This window comes from Actibacterium sp. D185-2 (assembly GCF_054954595.1).
In genome coordinates this window covers 96,922-116,242 of record NZ_JBPWNX010000003.1, presented here as the reverse complement: position 1 = coordinate 116,242, position 19,321 = coordinate 96,922, and the positions used below count along the sequence as shown (strand labels likewise).

General features: G+C 65.1%; 13 protein-coding genes. 5 read left to right on the top strand and 8 right to left on the bottom strand.

What is annotated here, in order from left to right:
* The first annotated feature begins 60 nt into the window (after positions 1–60).
* The 3 genes from ACSR1C_RS07200 to ACSR1C_RS07190 all read left to right on the top strand — a co-directional run bounded on the left by ACSR1C_RS07200 (position 61) and on the right by ACSR1C_RS07190 (position 6,169).
* On the top strand, positions 61–3,927 hold the full coding sequence (locus tag ACSR1C_RS07200) for a PAS domain S-box protein (protein ID WP_460258848.1): 3,867 nt from the start codon (positions 61–63) through the stop codon (positions 3,925–3,927).
* A 337-nt stretch (positions 3,928–4,264) separates the two neighbouring features.
* Complete coding sequence (locus tag ACSR1C_RS07195; protein ID WP_460258849.1) at positions 4,265–5,668, top strand: ATP-binding protein; 1,404 nt, start codon at positions 4,265–4,267, stop codon at positions 5,666–5,668.
* A 117-nt stretch (positions 5,669–5,785) separates the two neighbouring features.
* Positions 5,786–6,169, top strand: a complete 384-nt coding sequence (locus ACSR1C_RS07190) for a response regulator (protein WP_460258850.1) — start codon at positions 5,786–5,788, stop codon at positions 6,167–6,169.
* Positions 6,170–6,190: 21 nt separating this feature from the next.
* Here ACSR1C_RS07190 and ACSR1C_RS07185 read toward each other — a convergent pair whose 3' ends face one another.
* The 4 genes from ACSR1C_RS07185 to ACSR1C_RS07170 form a co-directional block, all read right to left on the bottom strand.
* Positions 6,191–6,541, bottom strand: a complete 351-nt coding sequence (locus ACSR1C_RS07185) for an Hpt domain-containing protein (protein ID WP_460258851.1) — start codon at positions 6,539–6,541, stop codon at positions 6,191–6,193.
* Positions 6,542–6,590: 49 nt separating this feature from the next.
* On the bottom strand, positions 6,591–7,580 hold the full coding sequence (locus ACSR1C_RS07180) for a response regulator (RefSeq protein ID WP_460258852.1): 990 nt from the start codon (positions 7,578–7,580) through the stop codon (positions 6,591–6,593).
* Between the two features lie 235 nt (positions 7,581–7,815).
* Positions 7,816–8,976 carry an acetate/propionate family kinase gene (locus ACSR1C_RS07175; protein ID WP_460258853.1) on the bottom strand — a complete coding sequence of 387 codons (1,161 nt, stop codon included), beginning with the start codon at positions 8,974–8,976 and terminating at the stop codon, positions 7,816–7,818.
* On the bottom strand, positions 8,973–10,355 hold the full coding sequence (locus ACSR1C_RS07170; RefSeq protein WP_460258854.1) for a bifunctional enoyl-CoA hydratase/phosphate acetyltransferase: 1,383 nt from the start codon (positions 10,353–10,355) through the stop codon (positions 8,973–8,975). The genes ACSR1C_RS07175 and ACSR1C_RS07170 overlap by 4 nt, the downstream gene beginning before the upstream one ends.
* A gap of 188 nt (positions 10,356–10,543) precedes the next feature.
* On the opposite strand from ACSR1C_RS07170, the gene mnmH reads away from it, so the two are divergent.
* Positions 10,544–11,608, top strand: coding sequence for a tRNA 2-selenouridine(34) synthase MnmH (gene mnmH / locus ACSR1C_RS07165; protein ID WP_460258855.1), 1,065 nt, complete (start codon positions 10,544–10,546; stop codon positions 11,606–11,608).
* Here the strand turns inward: mnmH and selD are convergent.
* The 4 genes from selD to ACSR1C_RS07145 all read right to left on the bottom strand — a co-directional run bounded on the left by selD (position 11,592) and on the right by ACSR1C_RS07145 (position 17,954).
* Positions 11,592–13,787 carry a selenide, water dikinase SelD gene (selD, locus tag ACSR1C_RS07160; RefSeq protein ID WP_460258856.1) on the bottom strand — a complete coding sequence of 732 codons (2,196 nt, stop codon included), beginning with the start codon at positions 13,785–13,787 and terminating at the stop codon, positions 11,592–11,594. The genes mnmH and selD overlap by 17 nt on opposite strands.
* Positions 13,788–13,865: 78 nt before the next feature.
* Positions 13,866–14,897, bottom strand: coding sequence for a lipocalin-like domain-containing protein (locus tag ACSR1C_RS07155; RefSeq protein WP_460258857.1), 1,032 nt, complete (start codon positions 14,895–14,897; stop codon positions 13,866–13,868).
* Complete coding sequence (locus ACSR1C_RS07150) at positions 14,887–17,298, bottom strand: FtsX-like permease family protein (protein WP_460258858.1); 2,412 nt, start codon at positions 17,296–17,298, stop codon at positions 14,887–14,889. The genes ACSR1C_RS07155 and ACSR1C_RS07150 overlap by 11 nt, the downstream gene beginning before the upstream one ends.
* Entirely contained in the window at positions 17,298–17,954 is a 657-nt protein-coding gene (locus ACSR1C_RS07145; RefSeq protein ID WP_460258859.1) for an ABC transporter ATP-binding protein, read from the bottom strand. The genes ACSR1C_RS07150 and ACSR1C_RS07145 overlap by 1 nt, the downstream gene beginning before the upstream one ends.
* Before the next feature lie 218 nt (positions 17,955–18,172).
* Here ACSR1C_RS07145 and ACSR1C_RS07140 point away from each other — a divergent pair, with 218 nt between their 5' ends.
* Positions 18,173–19,297, top strand: coding sequence for an extracellular solute-binding protein (locus ACSR1C_RS07140; RefSeq protein WP_460258860.1), 1,125 nt, complete (start codon positions 18,173–18,175; stop codon positions 19,295–19,297).
* Positions 19,298–19,321 lie beyond the last annotated feature (24 nt).

The following is a 19,321-nucleotide window of genomic DNA, read 5'->3' as shown; positions in this document are numbered from 1 at the left end:
GGCATCGCGCCAGCGATCAATATGCCGCAACCAAAAGTTGATGCGCGCAAAGGAAGCTGCATGCCTCAGACGACCGAAACGCACAATATACAGGCATCGCGCAGAGCCTATCCCTTTCTGCTCGGGTTTGTGCTGCTGACTGCGGTTTGTGCGCTGGCAGGATGGACCGGAACGCTGATCGCGGTTCCGCCCAACTATGACATCCTCATCTGGCCGAACGCGGGCGTCGCCTTTGCCACGCTGCTGCTGTTCGGACGCCGCTATTGGCCGGGCGTGTTCCTCGCATCCTTACTCGTCAGCCTTTGGATCGGCGGCACTGTCACCGATTTTCCCTTCACGACCAATCTTCTGCTCAGCTCGGGCATCGCGCTGGCAGAGACGCTTCAGGCGGTCGTGGCGACGATGCTTGCGCAGGCATTCTTCGGCAAGCCGGTCAGGCTCACGTCCTGGCGCGCGGCGCTTGGCTTTGCGATCATTGTCGGGCCCATAGCATCGATGGTGACCCCGACCATCGGGGGCGCCGTACTGTATCTTGTCGGGTTCTTCGATGGGCTGTCCTTCCCCTCGTTCTGGCTGAACTGGTGGCGGGGCAGCACGTTCGGCGCGTTCGTCTTCGCCCCGATCATATTGTTCGGCCCCTGGCGCGGCCGGAACGAGATATACTGGCAAGAGTTGCCGGTCCCGCGCATGAACACGATGGCCCTGACCTGCGTTCTTCTGTCGCTCGGCGCGAGCTTCTATTCCTGGGTCACGGTCAGCACCCTGAGCTATGACAGGAACATGACGACCTTTGGCACCCTGGCCGAGGAAAACGCGCGATCGCTGCAAAGCCAGCTTCAGTCCTATCGCCGCAGCCTGGATGCCGGCGCCGCGGTGGTCAGCGCCTCGCAGGAGGTGACCCCGGACGAATGGAGTACGTTCGTTTCCGCCCTTGATATCGAGGACAGCCTGCCCGGCATTGCCGCCATCGGCCTGATCGTTCCGGTTCAGCGCGATCAATTGCCGGACTTCACCGCCGAAATGATAGAACTGGCGGGGCCCGATTTCGCGATCCACCCCGAGACCAGTGGCAGCGAGTTGTTCATCATCAAGTTTGCCGGCCCCCCGAGCCCGCAGAACAAGGCGGCAATCGGTCTGGACCTCACGTTCGAGCCGATCCGGTATTCCGCCGCCGTCAAAGCGCGCGACACCGGGCGGCCGGTGATTTCATCCCCCATCCCCTTTGTGCATGACGAAGGGCAGCGCATGGGGTTTGTGTTGCTGAGGCCCGTCTTCGCCGAAGGGTCCATCCCCGCGACGGTCGAAGCGCGGCGCCAGGCCCTGTTGGGCTGGGTCTTCGCGCCTTTCGTGTCCGAAGTGTTCTTTGACGGGCTGACCGAAGGCCAGAACGACCGGTTCCATTTCTCGATCAGCACCGGCGGCGCCACGCCCGGAACCCTGATTTATTCCAACGCCCCCGCCGACGGCTCTGTGGCCGCGTCGGACTATCACATCACCAAAACCCTGTCGGTCTTCGGCCAGAACTGGACTGCCACCTGGGCCAGCACCCCGGCCTTCGATACGAATACCGGCCGGAACGAGCCGTTTCTGGTGCTGCTGGTCGGTCTTTCCCTAACCCTGCTGATCGGGATTTTGCTGACCGCGCTGGTGCGGCGCACCGAAATCGTGCACGGGCTTGTCGCCCAGAAAACCCGCCAGCTGCGCACCAACGAGGAACAGACCCGCTCGATCATCGACACCGCCGTGGTCGGCATCATGCTGCTGGACAAAGAAGGCCGGATCCTCTCTCTCAACCGGGCGGCGGCGCCGATCTTCGGCTATAGCTCGTCCCAACTTGTAGGGATGCCGCTTCAGGAATTGCTTCCGACCCTGCCCGCCGACAGCCTGTACTCCGAAAAGCAGCCGGACAAGGCAAGCGTCGCCAGCCTGCGACTGGAAACGAAGAACAGCAGCGGCAAGAAGCTGTTCGTCGAGATTCAGTTGAACCCCTGGGAAACCGAAGAGGGCGAGCGCCGCCTGACCGCCATCATCCGCGATGTCACCAAGCACCAGGAAAACGAACTGCGCCTGCGCGATACCGAGCAACGCTGGAACCTGGCGCTGACCGCCGCCAAGATCGCCGTGTTCGATGTCGACCTGAAGGCGCAAACCATGCTCGTCTCCGGCACCTGGATGGATCAGATGGGCTTTGCCCGCGATGCGGATATCGACACGCGGGCGGAATGGCTGGCCCGGGTGCATCCCGGCGACAAGCCCATGGTCGATCTTGCCGACAAGGCGTGTATCGACGGGCACAGCGAACGGTCTATTTCCGAATACCGGGTGCGGGTGGCCGACGGGTCCTGGCGCTGGATCCGGTCCGAAGCGATCGTGCCCGAGCGCACGCCCGACGGAAAGGCGCTGCGGCTGTTGGGGGCGCAAACCGATATCACCGAACTGCGCAACGCGCTTGAGGCGCTGCGGATCAGCGAACGGCAGTTCCGCTCGTTGATCGAACACGCGCCGGTCGGCATGGCCCTGGTGAACAAGGATGAAGAGCTAATCAGCGTCAACAAGGCGCTGTGCAATTTCGTGGGGTATTCCGAAGCGTACCTGCGCGGGAAAAAACAGTACGAAATCACGGGCAAGGACAACGGCGCAGCGAACCACGCGCAGCTACGCCGTCTGCAGAAGGGCGAAGTCCCGTCCTGCCAGTACGAGCAACCCTTCATTCGCAAGGATGGCAAGCAGGTCTGGGGGCTGATCAACCTGTCACTGGCAGAGCAGCAATATGGCGAAGATGTGCGTTACATCGTTCAGGTTCAGGACATCACCGATCGCAAGGAAGTCGATCAGATCAAGACCAACTTCGTGGCCACCGTCAGCCACGAATTGCGCACGCCGCTGACCTCGATCAAGGGGGCGATGGGGCTGGTTCTTGGCTCGATGTCTACCGACATACCCGACGCCGCGCATCGGCTGTTGAAGATCGCGCAGAACAACACCGACCGGCTGATCCTTCTGGTCAACGACATTCTGGACATGGAGAAAATCTCGGCGGGCAAATCCCGGTTCACGATGGTGGATCACGACATCATCGCCCTGCTTGAGCAAAGCGCGCGCACAAACCAACCCTACGCCGCCGAACATGGCGTCAGATTGGTGACCAGGTTCGCTTCGCGCGAGGCCCACGCGGTGATCGACGCGGACAGGTTCCAGCAGGTCATGTCCAATCTGCTGTCGAACGCGGCCAAATTTTCGCCCAAGGGGGCGGATGTCCGCATCGGGTGCGATGTCACCGGCAAGCATCTGCGCATCACTGTCACCGACAATGGCAGCGGCATCCCCGAGCATTTTCGCGACCGGATTTTCAAGCCGTTCTCGCAGGCGGACTCTTCGTCCACCCGCGAAAAGGGCGGAACCGGCCTTGGCCTCAACATCTCCAAACAAATCGTCGAGCGGATGGGCGGCACGCTCGGCTTCGACAGCATTCCCGGCGTTGAAACGACATTCTGGATCAAGCTGCCGCTCAGCCGCAGCGACGCCCAGGCCGGGCCGGGGCCGAACGGCAAGCCCCAGCCGGGCGCGCGCGCGAACAAGGCCCCGGAAATCCTGCATGTCGAAGACGACCTGGACTTTGCCGAGGTGCTGAAAACCGCATTCGGCGATCAGGCCAACGTCACCATCGCCACCAGCATCAAAGAGGCGCAAGACTGTCTGGAAAGTCAGGCTTTCGATCTGGTCATCATCGATTGGGAACTGCCGGACGGCCACGGCGCAAACCTGCTTCAGACAACGACAAACCGGCAGCCCGGCGTACCGATCATCGGCCTGACCGCGCAGGATACCTCTGTCTCGGATCCGCGGGTGCAGGAAAACATCATCAAGTCCCGCTCGCAAATGGAAACAATCGTAAGGAACTGCCTGGAACTGATCCCCAGCACCTGACCGCCGTACAACCGGCGAAACAGAGTGAACATAATCTTTACGGAAACCGGCCCCAATTTTGCCCGACCGGCCTGCGAATGTACAGCCGGGGCAGGAGAGCTTTGGCGCGATAGATGTATTAGCACCCACGCCAGGAAATTGTTCATGCGGTTACGTACGAGGAATCAAGATGTTTCGAGGGGATGAGACCGCCATATTTTTTGGCGGCGCGCTACAGGTGAATATTGCATTACTGGTGACATTTTTCAGCGCGGCACTGCTAATGGTTTTTGTCGGTCATGTCGGCCGGTCTTTGGTATTCAACAAGCGCCTGAATAAACTATATAGTGAACTTGTGTTGTACAAACGCGCACTTGACGACCATTGCATTGTCACGCTCAGCGACGAACGGGCGCGGATCCTGTCGGTGAATGACAAATTCCTGGAAACAAGCCGATTTGAACCTGAGCAGGTCATCGGCCGCACCATTTTCCAGCTGTATCCCGATACCCAGCTGCAGGACCGCGCCAGCGCCATCCATGCCGTGTTGCATCGCGGCGAGTCCTGGTCCGGCGAAACCGAATGGAAACGCTCGGACGGCAGCAGCTATTGGACGCATTCTACGATCGTGCCGTTCTTCAACAAAAAGGGCGCTTTCACCCACAGCATCGCGGTGGGAACCGATATCACCGAAAGCAAGATCGCCCAGGCAGAGTCGCAACTGCGCGAGGCCCTCGATCTGCTGCAGGACCAAGTCTATATGTTCTCGCCCGACGATATGCGGTTCATCTATCTGAACCAGCGCGCGCTGGAGCAGTTGGGCTGGGATCCCGAGGATTACACCAACAAGTCGATCCACGACATCGAAGAGTTGATCGACGTGCAACAGATTCAGCGTAAAACCCGCAGATTGCTGCGCGGCGCTGAAACCTCGATCACCTTCGAGGCCGTTTCGGACGCCAGCACGCGCGAAATCAATCTTCAGCTCATGGACCCCACCGGCAGCGAGCCCCGCTTTGTCGCCGTCATCCGTGACACCACGGAACGGACCGCCGCGGCCCGGGCCAAGTCGGAATTCATCGCGACCGTCAGCCACGAACTGCGCACGCCGCTGACCTCGATCAAGGGGGCTTTGGGTCTGATCTCGATGTCCAGCGACACCGAACTGCCCGAGCGCGTCCAATCCATCGTCAACATCGCACAACGCAATACCGATCGCCTGATCTTTCTCATCAACGACATTCTCGATCTGGAAAAGCTGGATGCCGGAAAGATGGATTTCCGCATGGAAGCGATGGACCTGTCAGAACTGATCCACGAAGCAATTGAGGTGAACAGGGGCTATGCGGTGCAGTTCAACGTCAGCTTTGTCGGCGTCGGCATCGACCAGCCCTATCTGGTCGATGGCAACCGTGACCGGCTGATGCAGGTGATGGCGAACCTGATGTCCAATGCCGCCAAGTTTTCCAACCCCGGCGACGAGATCGAAGTGTCGCTTAACGATCTCGGGACGTTTGTGCGCGTTTCGGTCAAGGATCACGGCTCGGGCATTCCGCTGGCGGCCCAGGCCCATATTCTGGAACGGTTCGCACAGGCGGATTCGTCCGATCGGCGCAAGGTCGGGGGCTCTGGACTGGGTCTGAGCATCGTCAAAGCCATCGTCGAAAAGCACGGGGCCCAGATCCAGTTCGACAGCGAACCGGGCAAGGGCAGCGTGTTTTATTTCGATCTGCAAAAATATGCGCCACACCAGGTGGCGTAACTGGGGCGCTGGCAACAGTTTCATGAATTAGAGCGTTGCGCAGAGCTACAAATCATCCGAGCATGATACAGAGTAAATGTGCTATAATTTCCGCATGCCGCGAACGAAGGTGAGAAGATGAAGGAACTACGCAAAATCCTGCATGTCGAGGATGATCTCGACATTCAGGAAATCGCCAAAATCGCGCTTGAGGTGATCGGTGGGTTCGAGGTGACGCAGTTCGCCTCCGGGGCGGATGCGATCGAGAATGCCAAACAGATCGACCCCGATCTCTTTCTTCTGGATGTGATGATGCCAGGCCTGAGCGGCGAGCAGACGCTCGAAGCGCTGCGCAAGATCGAAGGGCTGGAATCGAAGCCGGCGATCTTCATGACTGCGAAAGCCCAGGAGGCCGACGTGACCGCCCTGCGCGATTTCGGCGCGGTGGAGGTCATCACCAAACCCTTCGACCCGATGGAACTGGCCAATCAGATTCAGATGGTCTGGCAAAAGGCGCAGTAACGCTGGCGCGGGCGGTCTTGGCTATGTTCCGGGCCGCGCCGTTTCGGCGACAAGCGCCATTTCCCCGAGCATATCGTCGGTCGCGTCCAGAATGTCCTGATAGGATTGGGCGTCGGGGGCACCGGCCAGATAATCGGCAATCATGACCTCGGCCCGCTGGCTCAGGTCACCCAGATCGGCAAAGCCGAGAGTGGCCGCCACGCCGACCGTCTTGTGCGCGCCAAACTGGATGGCTTCAAGCGCGGTTTTCTTCGGCCCGCTGTCCAGGCCATCTCGGATCGCCTCCATGTCGTCCAGCCGCTCTGAAAGCGCGCTCAGGAACCGCAGGCGTATCGCATCGAGGTTAGCGTTGAAACTTGGGTCACTATTCATCTGCGCCCTCCCTAGGACGCCACCAACTTAGCCCGAGCCTTGTGTCCGTTCAAGCAGAGCGCGTCTTGCCCCCCCAATGGGGCCGCCACTGTTCGCGCACCTGGGAATGGGCGGCGGCGTGCTCTGCATTCTCTGCGGCCACCGCCAGCGCCTGAACCGCACCGCGACCGGCCCGCAGCAGACCGACGCGAACCGGCTTGCCAACCTGCACGACCACGTTCAGCGCGACACCGTTGCTGTCGGTCAGTTCCATTTCCTCGATATTGAGATTGACCGCCCTTTCGACGGTATCAAGCTCGGGGATGCCCTTGCCATGGGCGACGCACAGATAGATCCCGTTGCCCGCATAGGTCAGGAAAATGTCATTGGACCGCAGCGCGTTCGATATCGCCTCGGCGACATCGGTCAACAGATAGCGGAAATCGGTCGGCGGGGTGGAGGCAAAGATTCGCTCGACCCCGACCACCTTGAACGCGAAGATCGTCGTGGCGAACAACCCGCCGCGCGACAACTGCAACAGATAGTTCTCAAGCGCGGTCAGTGAAATGAACCCGTCGATATCGGAAATTGTGATCACTTCGTTCAGATCGATGAAGCGGTCGCGCTCCAGCTCCGAACGCAGCGATTCCACCGCGGACACGTTTTCCTCGACCTTGCGGGAGGATTGGACCAGACGCTCGGCCATGCGGATCCGCGCGCCAAGTTCGGTCGGGTCGAACGGCTTAGTCACATAATCGGTGGCACCGGCGGCAAAGGCCCGATCGATATAGGATTTCTGCGACATCGCGGTGATCATCAGGATCGGCGTCGACTGATATTCGCGCGTGTTGCGGATGGCACTGCACAGCTCGATCCCGTCGATATCCGGCATCTGGATATCCAGCAGAAAACAGTCGAACGGAACGTCGGCATCCCGGATGATCCGGGCCGCCTGCTGTGCCGATGTGGCAAGCGTCAGGTCAGTATACCCTGTCGCACTCAGCGTCGCTGAAAGAAGCTCCAGGATGATTTCATCATCATCGACTGCGAGAATACGCATCTATTTCTTCCTTCTACCGCCAGCCCCCGCGGTCAATTTCGGGCCTCATAAGATTTCGCAAACCCTAAGATTGCGCAAAATTACCTACTCGTTCCCTCGAAGGTTGCACTTAATTCGGGCAAAAATATGTCTGGGAAACAATCTGTAGACCTACGGGAACCAACCCGGAGCACACCGTTGCCCAACAGGCGCAACCCTGTGGCCGGTCACCCTGATGCTACAAATAGTCGCAGGTCTAGTCCAGTGCGCTATGCACCGTGCGGGCGATGACCCGCTCTTCGTCGGTGGGAATCACCAGAACGCGCACCGCGCCGCTGCCGATCTCGACCGTGCCGCCGGCATTGGCCTTTGCATCCAGCGACAGGCCCAGCCAACCCATCCCGTCGCAGACCCGCGCGCGGATTTCGGCTGCGTTCTCGCCCACGCCGCCGGTAAAGACCAGCGCATCCAGACCGCCCAGATCGGCGGCCATTCCGCCGATCTCGTGCCGGATGCGGCTGACATAATAGCTGACCGCCTGCGCCGCCTCGGGCGCGTCAGAGGCCAGCAGCGTGCGCATGTCGTGGCTGATGCCCGACAGGCCCTTCAGCCCGCTTTCCTTGTACAAAAGCGTGGTCAGATCGGCCGCCCCCATGCCTTCGGTCTCGATCAGGTACAGCAACACGCCGGGGTCGATCTGCCCGGTACGGGTGCCCATCGGCAACCCTTCGAGCGCTGAAAAGCCCATGGTCGATGTCAGGCTGCGCCCTTCTTTCAGCGCGCACATCGAGGCCCCGTTGCCCAGATGCGCGACAATCACCCGCGCCTGCGCCAGTTCGGGAAAAAGCCGCGCCACCCGCCCGGAAACATAATCATAGGACAGCCCGTGAAACCCGTAGCGCCGCACCCCCTGATCATAATAGGTACGCGGCAGGGCAAATGTGTCGTATTCCCACGGATGACCGCGGTGAAAGGCGGTATCAAAACAGCCCACCTGCACCGCATCGGGGAACGCCGCCTGCGCCGCCCGCACGGCGGCCAGGTTATAGGGCTGATGCAGCGGCGCCAGTTTCGCGAACGCGGCCAGCCGGTCCAGCACGGTATCGTCCAGTACCTGTGGCGCTGCGTAATCGGGTCCGCCATGCACGATGCGATGGCCCACGCCCACCACAGTGCGACCGTGCAGGATCGGCCCCAGATGGTTCAGAATCTCGCGCAGCGCCGTGGCGTGATCGGCCGCACCGATCGCCTCGCGCTCGGCCGAGGCCCCCTCGGCGTGAACCTCAAGCTGCGCCGCCGGGCCCAGCTTTTCGACTTGCCCCCGGCCCAGCTCGTGCGGCTCGTCGCCGCGTTCATAGATCGAGAACTTGATCGAGGAGGAGCCCGCGTTAATCGTTAGTATCGCCTGATCGCTCATCGGCCGCGCGCCCATTCCCGCACCATCACCGCCACCGCGCACGAAGCCAGCCGTGCCCGTTCGTCATCGGCCCGGCTGGTCAGAATGATCGGGCAGGTCGCGCCCAGAACGATGCCGCCGGCCTGGGCATGGGCGATGAAGGTCAGCTCCTTGGCCAGCATGTTCGCGGCCTCCAGGTTCGGGGCCACCAGAATTTGGGCATGGCCCGCCACCGCCGAGAAAATGCCCTTGGTCCGCGCGGCCTCCAGGTCGATGGCGTTGTCCATTGCCAGCGGCCCGTCCACCAGCCCGCCCTTGATCTGGCCGCGCTCGGCCATTTTCGACAGCACGGCGGCGTCGATCGTCGAGGGGATGCGCGGGTTCACCGTTTCCACCGCCGACAGGATGCCGACCTTGGGCTGCTCGATGCCCAGCGCATGGGCCAGATAGATCGCGTTCTGGACGATATCGACCTTTTCATCCAGCGTCGGCGCGATGTTAATCGCCGCATCGGTGACCATCAGCAAATGGTCCAGTCCCGGCACATCCATCACGAAGACATGGCTCAGGCGGCGGTTGGTGCGCAGCCCGCCCTCTTTCTTGACCACCTGCCGCAGCAGATCGTCGGTATGCAGGTTGCCCTTCATCAGCGCCTTGGCATGACCTTCATGCACCATCTGAACCGCCCGCGCGGCAGCGGCGCTGTGGCTGGGGATATCGACGATTTCGATCCCGGTCAGATTGGCGCCGATCTGTTCCGCCGCCGCGGCGATCTTTTTCGCGTCGCCGATCAGGATCGGCTTCAGCAGCGTATGTTCATAGCCCAGCAGCGCGCCCCCAAGCGAGGCGTCATCCTCGGGCGCGACCACCGCCGTCGGCATCGGTTCAAACGGTTCGGCCAGAAGAAGCATCCGGTCGAAATGCTCATGCGTCTGCACGGTCAGGCCGGGCACGTCGCGCAGATCGACGGTGATCTGCTTTTCGGGGGCGACCACGACCGCCTCGCCCTCGGTGATCCGGGTGCCGTCGGCCAGTTCGACCCAGGTATCGAAGATCGCCAGATTGCCCGCCTCTTTCGATTTCAGCTGCACCTTGACGGTGATCTCTTCGCCCGCATGGACGCGGCCCAGGAATCGCAGCGTCTGACTTTTGTAAAGCGTGCCCGGGCCGGGCAGAAAATTGCCCAGAACGCCCGAAATCAGCGCGCCCATCCACATCGACGGCGCGATCGCCTCTGGTTTACCGTCGCCGTCGCCATCCTCTTTGGGCAGATGCATCGGGTTCATGTTGCCCGACGAATTGGCGAAGACATAGAAATCCTCGGCCCGGCACATGTGGGTGGTCTTTGCCTCCATGCCGATCTTGAGCTGGGTCCAGGGAATGTTGGTATGTAACGTCATCGCTGCGGCCTCCTTGGCGGGTCCTGCCCAACCTGTAAGGCGACCGTAACCCTATCATGACAGAGACAAAAGAACGGATTGGCCGCATCCTTAAACCTGCGGGCAGCGCCCGGCCACGCGCCTGCTGTGCCACCCGATTGTGCACAGCCCGTCTTCCGGTTTCCGCGCGAACCCCGTATCAAGGCGCCATGCCCATCACCCTGACCTCCCTTGCCGCGCTGGCCGATCTGCCCTTCGACGAGGTGATCGACGTCCGCTCGCCCGCCGAATTCGCCGAGGATCACCTGCCCGGCGCGGTCAACCTGCCGGTGCTCGACAATGCCGAACGCGCCCGCATCGGCACGATTTACACCCAGGAAAGCCCGTTTCTGGCCCGCAGGCTGGGTGCCGCACTGGTCGCACGCAACGCGGCGATGCATCTGGAAACCGCGCTGGCAGACAAGCCCCGGGGCTATCGCCCGCTGGTCTATTGCTGGCGCGGCGGCCAGCGGTCGGGCGCGTTCACCCTGATCCTGCGTCAGGTGGGCTGGCAGGCCGAAACGATCGAGGGCGGCTATCGCAGCTTCCGCCGCCTTGTGCAGAACGCGCTATATGCCGCACCCTGGCCCGCGCCGGTGATCGTGCTGGATGGCAATACCGGCACCGCCAAGACCGAGCTGTTGCCGCTGCTGGCCGCACAGGGCCTTCAGGTCATCGATCTGGAAGGGCTGGCCAACCATCGCGGCTCGTTGTTCGGGGCGATGGCCGGCGGGCAGCCCGCGCAAAAGGGGTTCGAGACACAGCTGGCCCTGGCCGCCGCCGGGCTGGATCCCGCCCGCCCCGTGTTGGTCGAGGGGGAGTCGAGCAAGATTGGCCGGATCAACCTGCCGCCGGGCCTGTGGGAGGCGATGAAAACCGCGCCCCGGTTGGTGCTGCGGGCGCCGCTGACGGCCCGCGCCACCTATCTGGCGCGCGCGTATGGCGATGTCACCGAGAACGGCGCGCGGCTGCGCGACACGCTGCAATTGCTGACCCCGCTGCATCCACGCGACCGGATCGAGGCCTGGCTGGCAATGGCCGACGCGGGCGACTTCGCGCCGCTGGCCGCCGCGCTGATGCGTGAACATTACGACGCGCGCTATGAAAAACAGCGCGCGCGGTTCGATGAATTGCCCACCCGCGTGGTCGATCTGCCGTCGCTTGATCCGGCGGCGCTGGCCGCGGCGGCCCCCGATCTGGCCCGCGCCGCTCTGGCGCTTAACGCAGCACGATAAGCGGCGCGCCCTCGGTAATCGTACCGATCCGCGCGGCCCCGGTCCCGACGGCGCGCAAATCGGCCAGCACCGCCGCTGCCCGGTCGCCCGGCACCGCCGCCAGCAACCCGCCCGCCGTCTGCGGATCAAGCAGCAGCGCGGTGCGCGCGCCCTGCGCATCGGCGCCCAACATCTCGGCCAGCATCGCCGCGTTTTCGGGATAGAGGGTCGAGCGCACACCGTCCTCGGCCAGCGCCAGCGCGCCGGGCATCAGCGGCACATCGGCCAGCGTCAGTTCGGCCGATACGCCCGAGGCGCGCAGGATCGTCAGCAAATGCCCCGCCAGACCATAGCCCGTCACATCGGTCATCGCGTGGGCCACCGGGGCCAGAACGCCCGCCGCCGCCCCCTGCGGCGTAGCCATCTGCGCCAGCGCGGCGGCCACGTCCGCACCCCGCGCGCGGCCCTGCATCTCGGCCGCAAAAATCGTGCCGCTGCCGGTCGGCTTGGTCAGGATCAGCGCGTCGCCCGGCCGCGCCCCCGCCAGCCCCACCGGCGCGCCATCATGCAATCCGGTCACGGTGAACCCCACCGTCAGCTCGGCCCCGACCGAGCTGTGCCCGCCCACCAGATCGGCCCCCGCCGCCGCGAAGACCTGAACCGCGCCGGCCATGATCTCGCGCAGCATGTGTTCCTGCATCCGGTCGCGCATCCGGGGCAGGATCAGCGTGGCCAGCGCCGCCTGCGGCTGCGCACCCATCGCCCAGATATCGCCCAGCGCATGCACCGCCGCGATCCGCGCCAGCATATAGGGATCGTCGATAAAGCCCCGGAAATGATCCGAGGTGATGACCTGCATCCCCGCCCCGTGGCGCAGCACCGCGGCGTCGTCGCCCGCCCCCTGCATCACGTCGCCGCGCACGGGCGCGGGCAGCCCGGCCAACCCGGCCTTCAGCACATCCGCCCCCGGTTTCGCGGCACAGCCGCCGCAGGGCGGCTTGGCCCCGGCCAGTACCTCGCGCACCCCAAGGGCGGCCGCGGCGGGGATATCTGGAACAGCGTTCATTTCCGGCAGGTCATGAAACTTACGCATGAATTTCACATCGATCCGGTCTTTCCAGCGCCACAGCCAGTCGCCCTCCAGCCGCAGGCCCAGCTTGTCGGCCACCGCATGTTTGCGCCCTGTCGAAATCAGCTTGAGGTAATCCTTTTGCGGGTGATAATCGCGCCGCCGCCCGCCGATCAGATCGGCGCGCAGGTTGTGGCCCAGCACCGGCGCCTGACGCACCGCAAAGACCCCGGCCTTGGGGCGCGGTGCATGGGTCATGTGGGCGCAATCGCCCACCGCATAGATCAGCGGGTCGTTCAGCGACCGCAGGTCGGGGCCGACGTCGATGAAGCCATCGCTCAGTTGCAACCCTGTCCCCGCCAGCCAGCCCTGTGGCCGTGCCCCCGCCGCACCGATGACGATGCCGCCGGGCAATTGCGCACCGCCGTCCAGCACCACGCCCCCGGCAGTCACCCGCGCGATCCGCGCCCCGGTGCGCAACGCGACCCCCTGTGCCTGCATCTGCGCCAGCAGCGCCCGGCGCGCACCTGCGCCGAGGTCGCGCAGGGCGCTCTCGCCCGCCTCCAGCAAGGTCACCTGCCCCGCGACCCCCGTCAGGCGCAACCGATGCGCGCAGGCCAGCGACAGCTCGACCCCCGCCACCCCGGCGCCGATCACCAGAACCTGCGGCACGGCCTGCCCCGCCGCCGCGCGGGCGACATACCCTTCCCACGCTTCGGCGAAGGGGCCCAGCGGCTTGGCCGGTACCGCGTGTTCCGCAAACCCCGCCAGCGCGGGCAGGTCCGAGCTGATCCCGATATCGACCGAGGCCAGATCGTAGAACACCGGCGCGCGCCCCTCGACCTCGATCAGCCGGGCGTCGCGGTCGATCCCCACCGCGCGCCCCAGCACCAGCCGCGCCCCGGCGAAACGGGCCAGCCGCACCAGGTCAATCTCCAGATCGGCAGATGTGTAGTGGCCCGCCACCAGCCCCGGCAGCATCCCCGAATAGGGCGCGGTGGGGCCGGGGTTGATCAACGTCAGCCGCGCGCCGGGCAAGGGGGCCATCCCCCATTTGCGCAGCACCAGCGCATGGGAATGCCCGCCGCCGATCAGCACAAGGTCGCGGGTCAGGGGAAGGGGCGCGTGCATCTGTCATCCTCCGTGGGGCAGCCCCCCAGACCTATCGCCAGACGCCGCGCCGGGAAAGGGGCGGCCGCGTCCCTGCGGTCAATAGCCCGTCATCTCCAGATAGCCGCGGCCGGTATGGCTGCCGGTCAGGCGCACCGGCCCTTCCCAATAGGGAAACAGCGTCGTCATCCAGGCGTCGGGGTTCAGCGCCTGCGCGGTGACGTCCAGCCCGCGCGCGGGCAGTTCCAGCCGCCAGCGGGTGGGCGCGCCGCGCCCCCGCCCCAGCGGTGTCATCCGCAACACCCCGTCGCCGAACGGCGCCACCACCCCATCGGCCCCGATCCAGGTGCCCGAGGTATAGCTGCCGCCCCCCGCCTGACGAAGCTGAAACCCCATCAGTTTGGACCCATCGTCGAAATGCAAAGACACCCAGTCCCACCCCGATTGATCCGCGTCCAGCGGTTGCGACGACCATTCGCGGTCCAGCCAGGCCTGCCCGGTCACGGCAACCGGGCCATCGGGCAAGTTCAAAACGCCGCTCGCGGTATAGAAGGGCTGCGAGTAGTAATAGCTTGCCTGCCCGCTTTGCGATTTGACCGAATAGCCGGCATCGCCCTGCAACACCAAGGGCCCCTGCGCGTGCAGCGACAGATCATAGCCGAAATCGGCACCCGTGGCGCGCAGGGTCAGCGCCGACAGGTCCGCCGCCCCGGCCATCTGCCAATCGTCGATCCAGGCGGCAAAGGGTTGCGCGGTCACCCCCGCCTGCCCGATCCCGCCACGCGCCAGCCGCTCGGCCACGAAATGGCGCGCGGGCGTGGTCAGGGCGGCATGACCCATCCAAAGTTGCGGGCTGGCCCACCCTTCGGCCATGGTCGGGGCCAGCGCGGTTCTGAACAGTGTCCATTGCACGCCATAGTCGCGCCCGTCCGCGCCGGTCAGATTGGCGGTCAGATACCACCATTCGATGCGGTAGCCGGGATGCGCGCCGTGATCGCCCGGAAATTCAAGTGCCACGCCGGGTTCGGGGTGGGCAAAGCCCTCGGCCCCGCCGCCCAATCCGGCAAAGCCCTGACCGAAGGCCGGGGCGGCAAGGCAGAGCAACAGCACCAGCAGGATCCTAACGCTCATGGGCGAATACCTTCAGCAGATCGGACGGTGCGGTGCGGGCCAGCCGCCACGCGGGCCAGGCGGCGGCCAGCCCGCCGGCCAGCAGGGCCAGCACCGCCAGCCGCAGCCAATCCAGCGGGAACAGATGCATCGGCAGCCGCCAGCCGAAGGCCGCCACATTGACCACCGCCAGCAGCGCCCAGGCCAGCAGCAGCCCCACCGGCAGCGCCAGCGCCATGGTCAGCGCCGCCAGAAGCACCGCGCGCAGCAGTTCCAGCCGCGCCAGCCGCGCCCGTGTCAGCCCCAGCGCCCAGACCGGCGCAAGCTGCGGCAACCGCATCGCGGCCAGGGTCAGCAGGCTCATCAACATGGCGAACCCCGCCACCCCCATGGTCAGCACGTTCAGCGCGGCGGTGACAGTAAAGGTGCGCTCGAACACACCCATCGAATAGGCCTTGATCGCGGCCTGGTCGGTCACATTGTCAGGCGGCAGGCCGAACTCGGCGATCAGCGCGCGGGCCAGATCGGGCGCGCGGTCGGGTGCCACCCGTACCGCATGGCGCAGGCGCGGCACATCCGGGTAAAGCGCGGTCAGCCGGTCCACCGAAATCATCACCTGCCCGCGCGGATTACCATAATCGGAATAGACCCCGGCCACGGTCATGTCCGCCCCGCCCGGCAGCGGCAGCGCATCGCCGGGGGCCAGCCCTTCGCGCCGGGCGAGCTGTTCATTGACCATCGCGCCCGTGCCCGCCGCCACGCGGTCCCACGCGCCCGGCCGCGCCGCCAGAACCGGCCAGTGCGCGCGATAGGTCGCATGATCGGCCACCCCATAGATCAGCGCGGGCGCGCCCAGCACCGTGTCTTCGACCGACCAGATCGGCAGCACCGCATCGGCCCGTCCCGCCAGCCAGACCCGCAGGCGCGCGGCCTCGTCCGCATCGCGCGCGGTGACATACAGCTCGGACGCCAGCCGCTGGTCCAGCCAGCCGGTAAAGGTCAGCCGGAAACTGGCGACCATCGTGCCCACGCCCACATTCGCCGCCAACGCCAGCAGCAGCGCCATCAGCGCCAGCGACAGACCCGGAAGCTGCTGGCGCGTATCGGCCCAGAACCACTGCGCCAGCGGGCCCTTGGCCAGCGCCCCGGCCAGCGCCAGCACCCCCGCCAGAACCACCGGCAGCAACAGCGCCGCCCCCAGCAGCAGCGCGCCCAGCAAGATGAATCCGGCCAGCACCCCGTCCCCAAAGACCGCAAACACCACCGCGATCAGCCCCAGCACCGCCGCCGCCGCGAACTGCCCGCCCAGCGACCGGGCCGAGGCGCGCGCCCAGGCCCGTGGCTGCGCCGGGGCCAGCAACGGCAGCCGCGCCAGCCGCCACAGGCTTTGCCCCGCCGCGATGCCCGCCCCCAGCACCGCAATCGCCATGCCGCCCAGCCACCATCCGGGGTTCAGCGTCAGCGTGCCCGGCACCGCGGCCCCGTAAAGCCCGCGCAACGTGGCCGCCACATCCGGCAACAGCGCCGCCGCGATCCCGTAGCCCAGCACCACGCCCAGCCCCCCGGCCAGCAGCGCGAAGATCAGCACCTCTGTCACCAGCAGCGCGATCAGGCTGCGCAGCGGCAGGCCCAGCGCGCGCAGGGTGCGAAACAGGGTGCGGCGCTGCTCGAACGCAAGGCCGATGGCGGCATGGACGATGAACATCCCCACCGCGAAGGACAACAGGCCAAAGGCGGTCAGGTTCAGATGAAAACTGTCGGTCAGCCGGGCGATATCGGCCTGCCCGCGCGGGGCGCGCGCGACAAGGCCGGGCGCGACGTCGCCCAGCGCCGCGCGGCCCAGGGGCTGATCGGGCAACATCAGCAGGCGCGACAGCCGATCCCCGGCCCCCAGCAGGCGCTGTGCGATACCGATATCCATCACCAGCACGCCCGGCACCAGCCCCCCGGCGGCCCGCAGTGGCGGCAGCCCCGCGACCCCCGCCAGCCGCGCCACCGTTTCCGGCGCGCCGAAGGCCAGCCCGGGCGGCGTGATGAACGGGGCCAGCGCGCCGGGCTCCTCTGCCTCTTGCGGGGACAGGCCGCGCGGGGCGGTCACCGGATCGATGCCCAGCACCCGCACCTGCACCGCGCCGCGCCGCCAGTGGTCCTCAACCACCGGCGACACCTGCCATCCCGCGCGCCGCAGGGCGACATAGACCTCTTGCGAAAACTGCTGACCGTCGCGCGGCACAAGCTGTTCGAACCGGTCCTGCCCCAGCAGCGCCGCCGCCCGGTCATAGCTTTCGCGCGCCTGCATGTTGATCGCCTGCACCCCCGACCACAGCGCCGTGGCCAGCGCCAGCCCCAGCAGCAGCGCAATCAGTTGCACCGGATGGCGCAGCCAATGCGACAGCAACGCCGACAGGGCCGTGCGGCGCATCAGGCCAGCCCCCCGCCGGCCAGATGCAGCCGCCGCGCCAGCCGCCCGGCCAGACGTTCCGAATGGGTGACCATCAGCAGCCCGGCACCGGTTTCGGCCACCAGATCCAGCAGCAGGTCCATCACCGCGTCGCCGGTGGCCTGATCCAGATTGCCGGTGGGTTCATCCGCCAGGATCAGCGCCGGGCGCCCGGCCAGCGCCCGACCGATCGCCACGCGCTGCTGCTGACCGCCCGACAATTGCTCGGGATAGCGCTGCTGCAGATCGGACAGGCCCAACCGCGCCGCCAGCATTTCCACCCGAGCCGGATCGTGGCACCCGGCCAGCCGGGCCTGAAACGCCAGATTGGACGCGACGTTCAGCGACGGGATCAGATTGAACTGCTGGAACACCAGCCCGATCGCGCCCCGGCGCAGGGCCGCCCGGCGCCGATCGCCGAGCGCGGTCAGATCCTGACCCTGCACCAGAACCGCGCCACTGTCGGGCGCATCAAGCCCCGCACACAGATGCAAAAGCGTACTCTTGCCGCTGCCGGACTCGCCGGTCAGCGCCACCGCCTCGCCTGCGGCAAGCTGAAACGACACATCGCCGAACACCCGTATCCGGGTGCCGCCGCTGTCGAAGGATTTCTGCACCTGCCGGACATCCAACAGCATCCGTCCCCCTTTCCGGGTCCGCCCGACCGCCGGCCCGTTTTGCCCAGACTGACACCCCGGCGCACGCGCCGCCAGCCCTGTTGCGCCGGTCGGCGGCGCGGCCCGCCGGCTGGCAGTCATATTTCCGCAACAAAAGGTTCGGCTTCCTGTCACGTCCGCTGTGTAAGGCCCCAGACGTCTGCGCATTCCTGCGCCAACGAAACCCAGGGGACATCACCATGACCTTTACCCGCCGTTCCGCACTGAAACTGACCGGGGCCGCCGTTGCCGCGCCCGCGCTGCTGAAAGCCACCGACGCGCTTGCCTCTTCCGGCGCTGTCAAGGTTCTGGCCTGGCAGGACTATATTCAGCCCAACATCGCCGAGAAATTCGAGGCCGACACCGGCATCAAGCTGGAACTGACCACTTTCGGATCGAACGACGAAGCCGAATCGACCATCCGCGCCAATGGCGGCAAGGGTTTTGACGTGGTGTTCCCGTCGATCACCAACTCGGCCAGCTATGTGGACGACAACGGCGACAGCTTCTTCGCGGCCGTGCCCGCCGACGTGAATGTCGACGCGGTGATCCCCTCGTTCGTGCGCGACAGCGCCACCCTGGGCGGCGTGCATGCCGGTCAGCAGATCCTGCTGCCCTTCGACTGGGGCACCGAGGGCATCACCCTGAACCGCGGCAAGCTGCCGATCGCCGATGCCGACATCTCGTTCGGCGACCTGTTCCTGCAGGAAGCCGCCAAGGGCGCCGCCGCCTTCCGCCAGAAATCGGCGATCATGGGTGTCGGTCTGTATCTGGACGCCGTCGGCGAAGTGCCGTCGAACCGGATGCTGGACGTCTACAAATCCGAAGACGACGCCCGCCGCGTCTGGGGTGCCGTAACCAAGTGGATCCTGGAGCACAAGGAAAACATCGGTGCCTTCTGGAACAACGCCACCGAAGCCACCGCCGCCTTCAAGGAAGCCGGCTGTGTCATCGGCCAGACCTGGGACACCACCGGCCTGCTGCTGAACCGCGAAGACAGCAACTATGTCTACCGCGCGCCGAAAGAGGGCATCATCACCTGGCTCGACAGCTTCGGCATGCTGAAGCAGGCCGAGAACCCCGAACAGGCGGTGGCCTTCATGAACTTCATGCTGCAGCCCGAAGTGGGCGGCATGTTCGCCAACAACACCGGCTACAACTCGGCCGTGGCCGGCGCCGCCGACTTTGCCAGCGCAGAGTTCAAGTCCCAGTTCAACGAGGTTTATACCGCGGACGTTCTGGGCAACATGTGGTGGTGGCAGGCGGATACCGCGTTCTTCGCGCCGATCCGCAACGAATTCGTCGAGATCATCACCAACGCCTGATCCGCGATTTTCAGCGAAAACCGG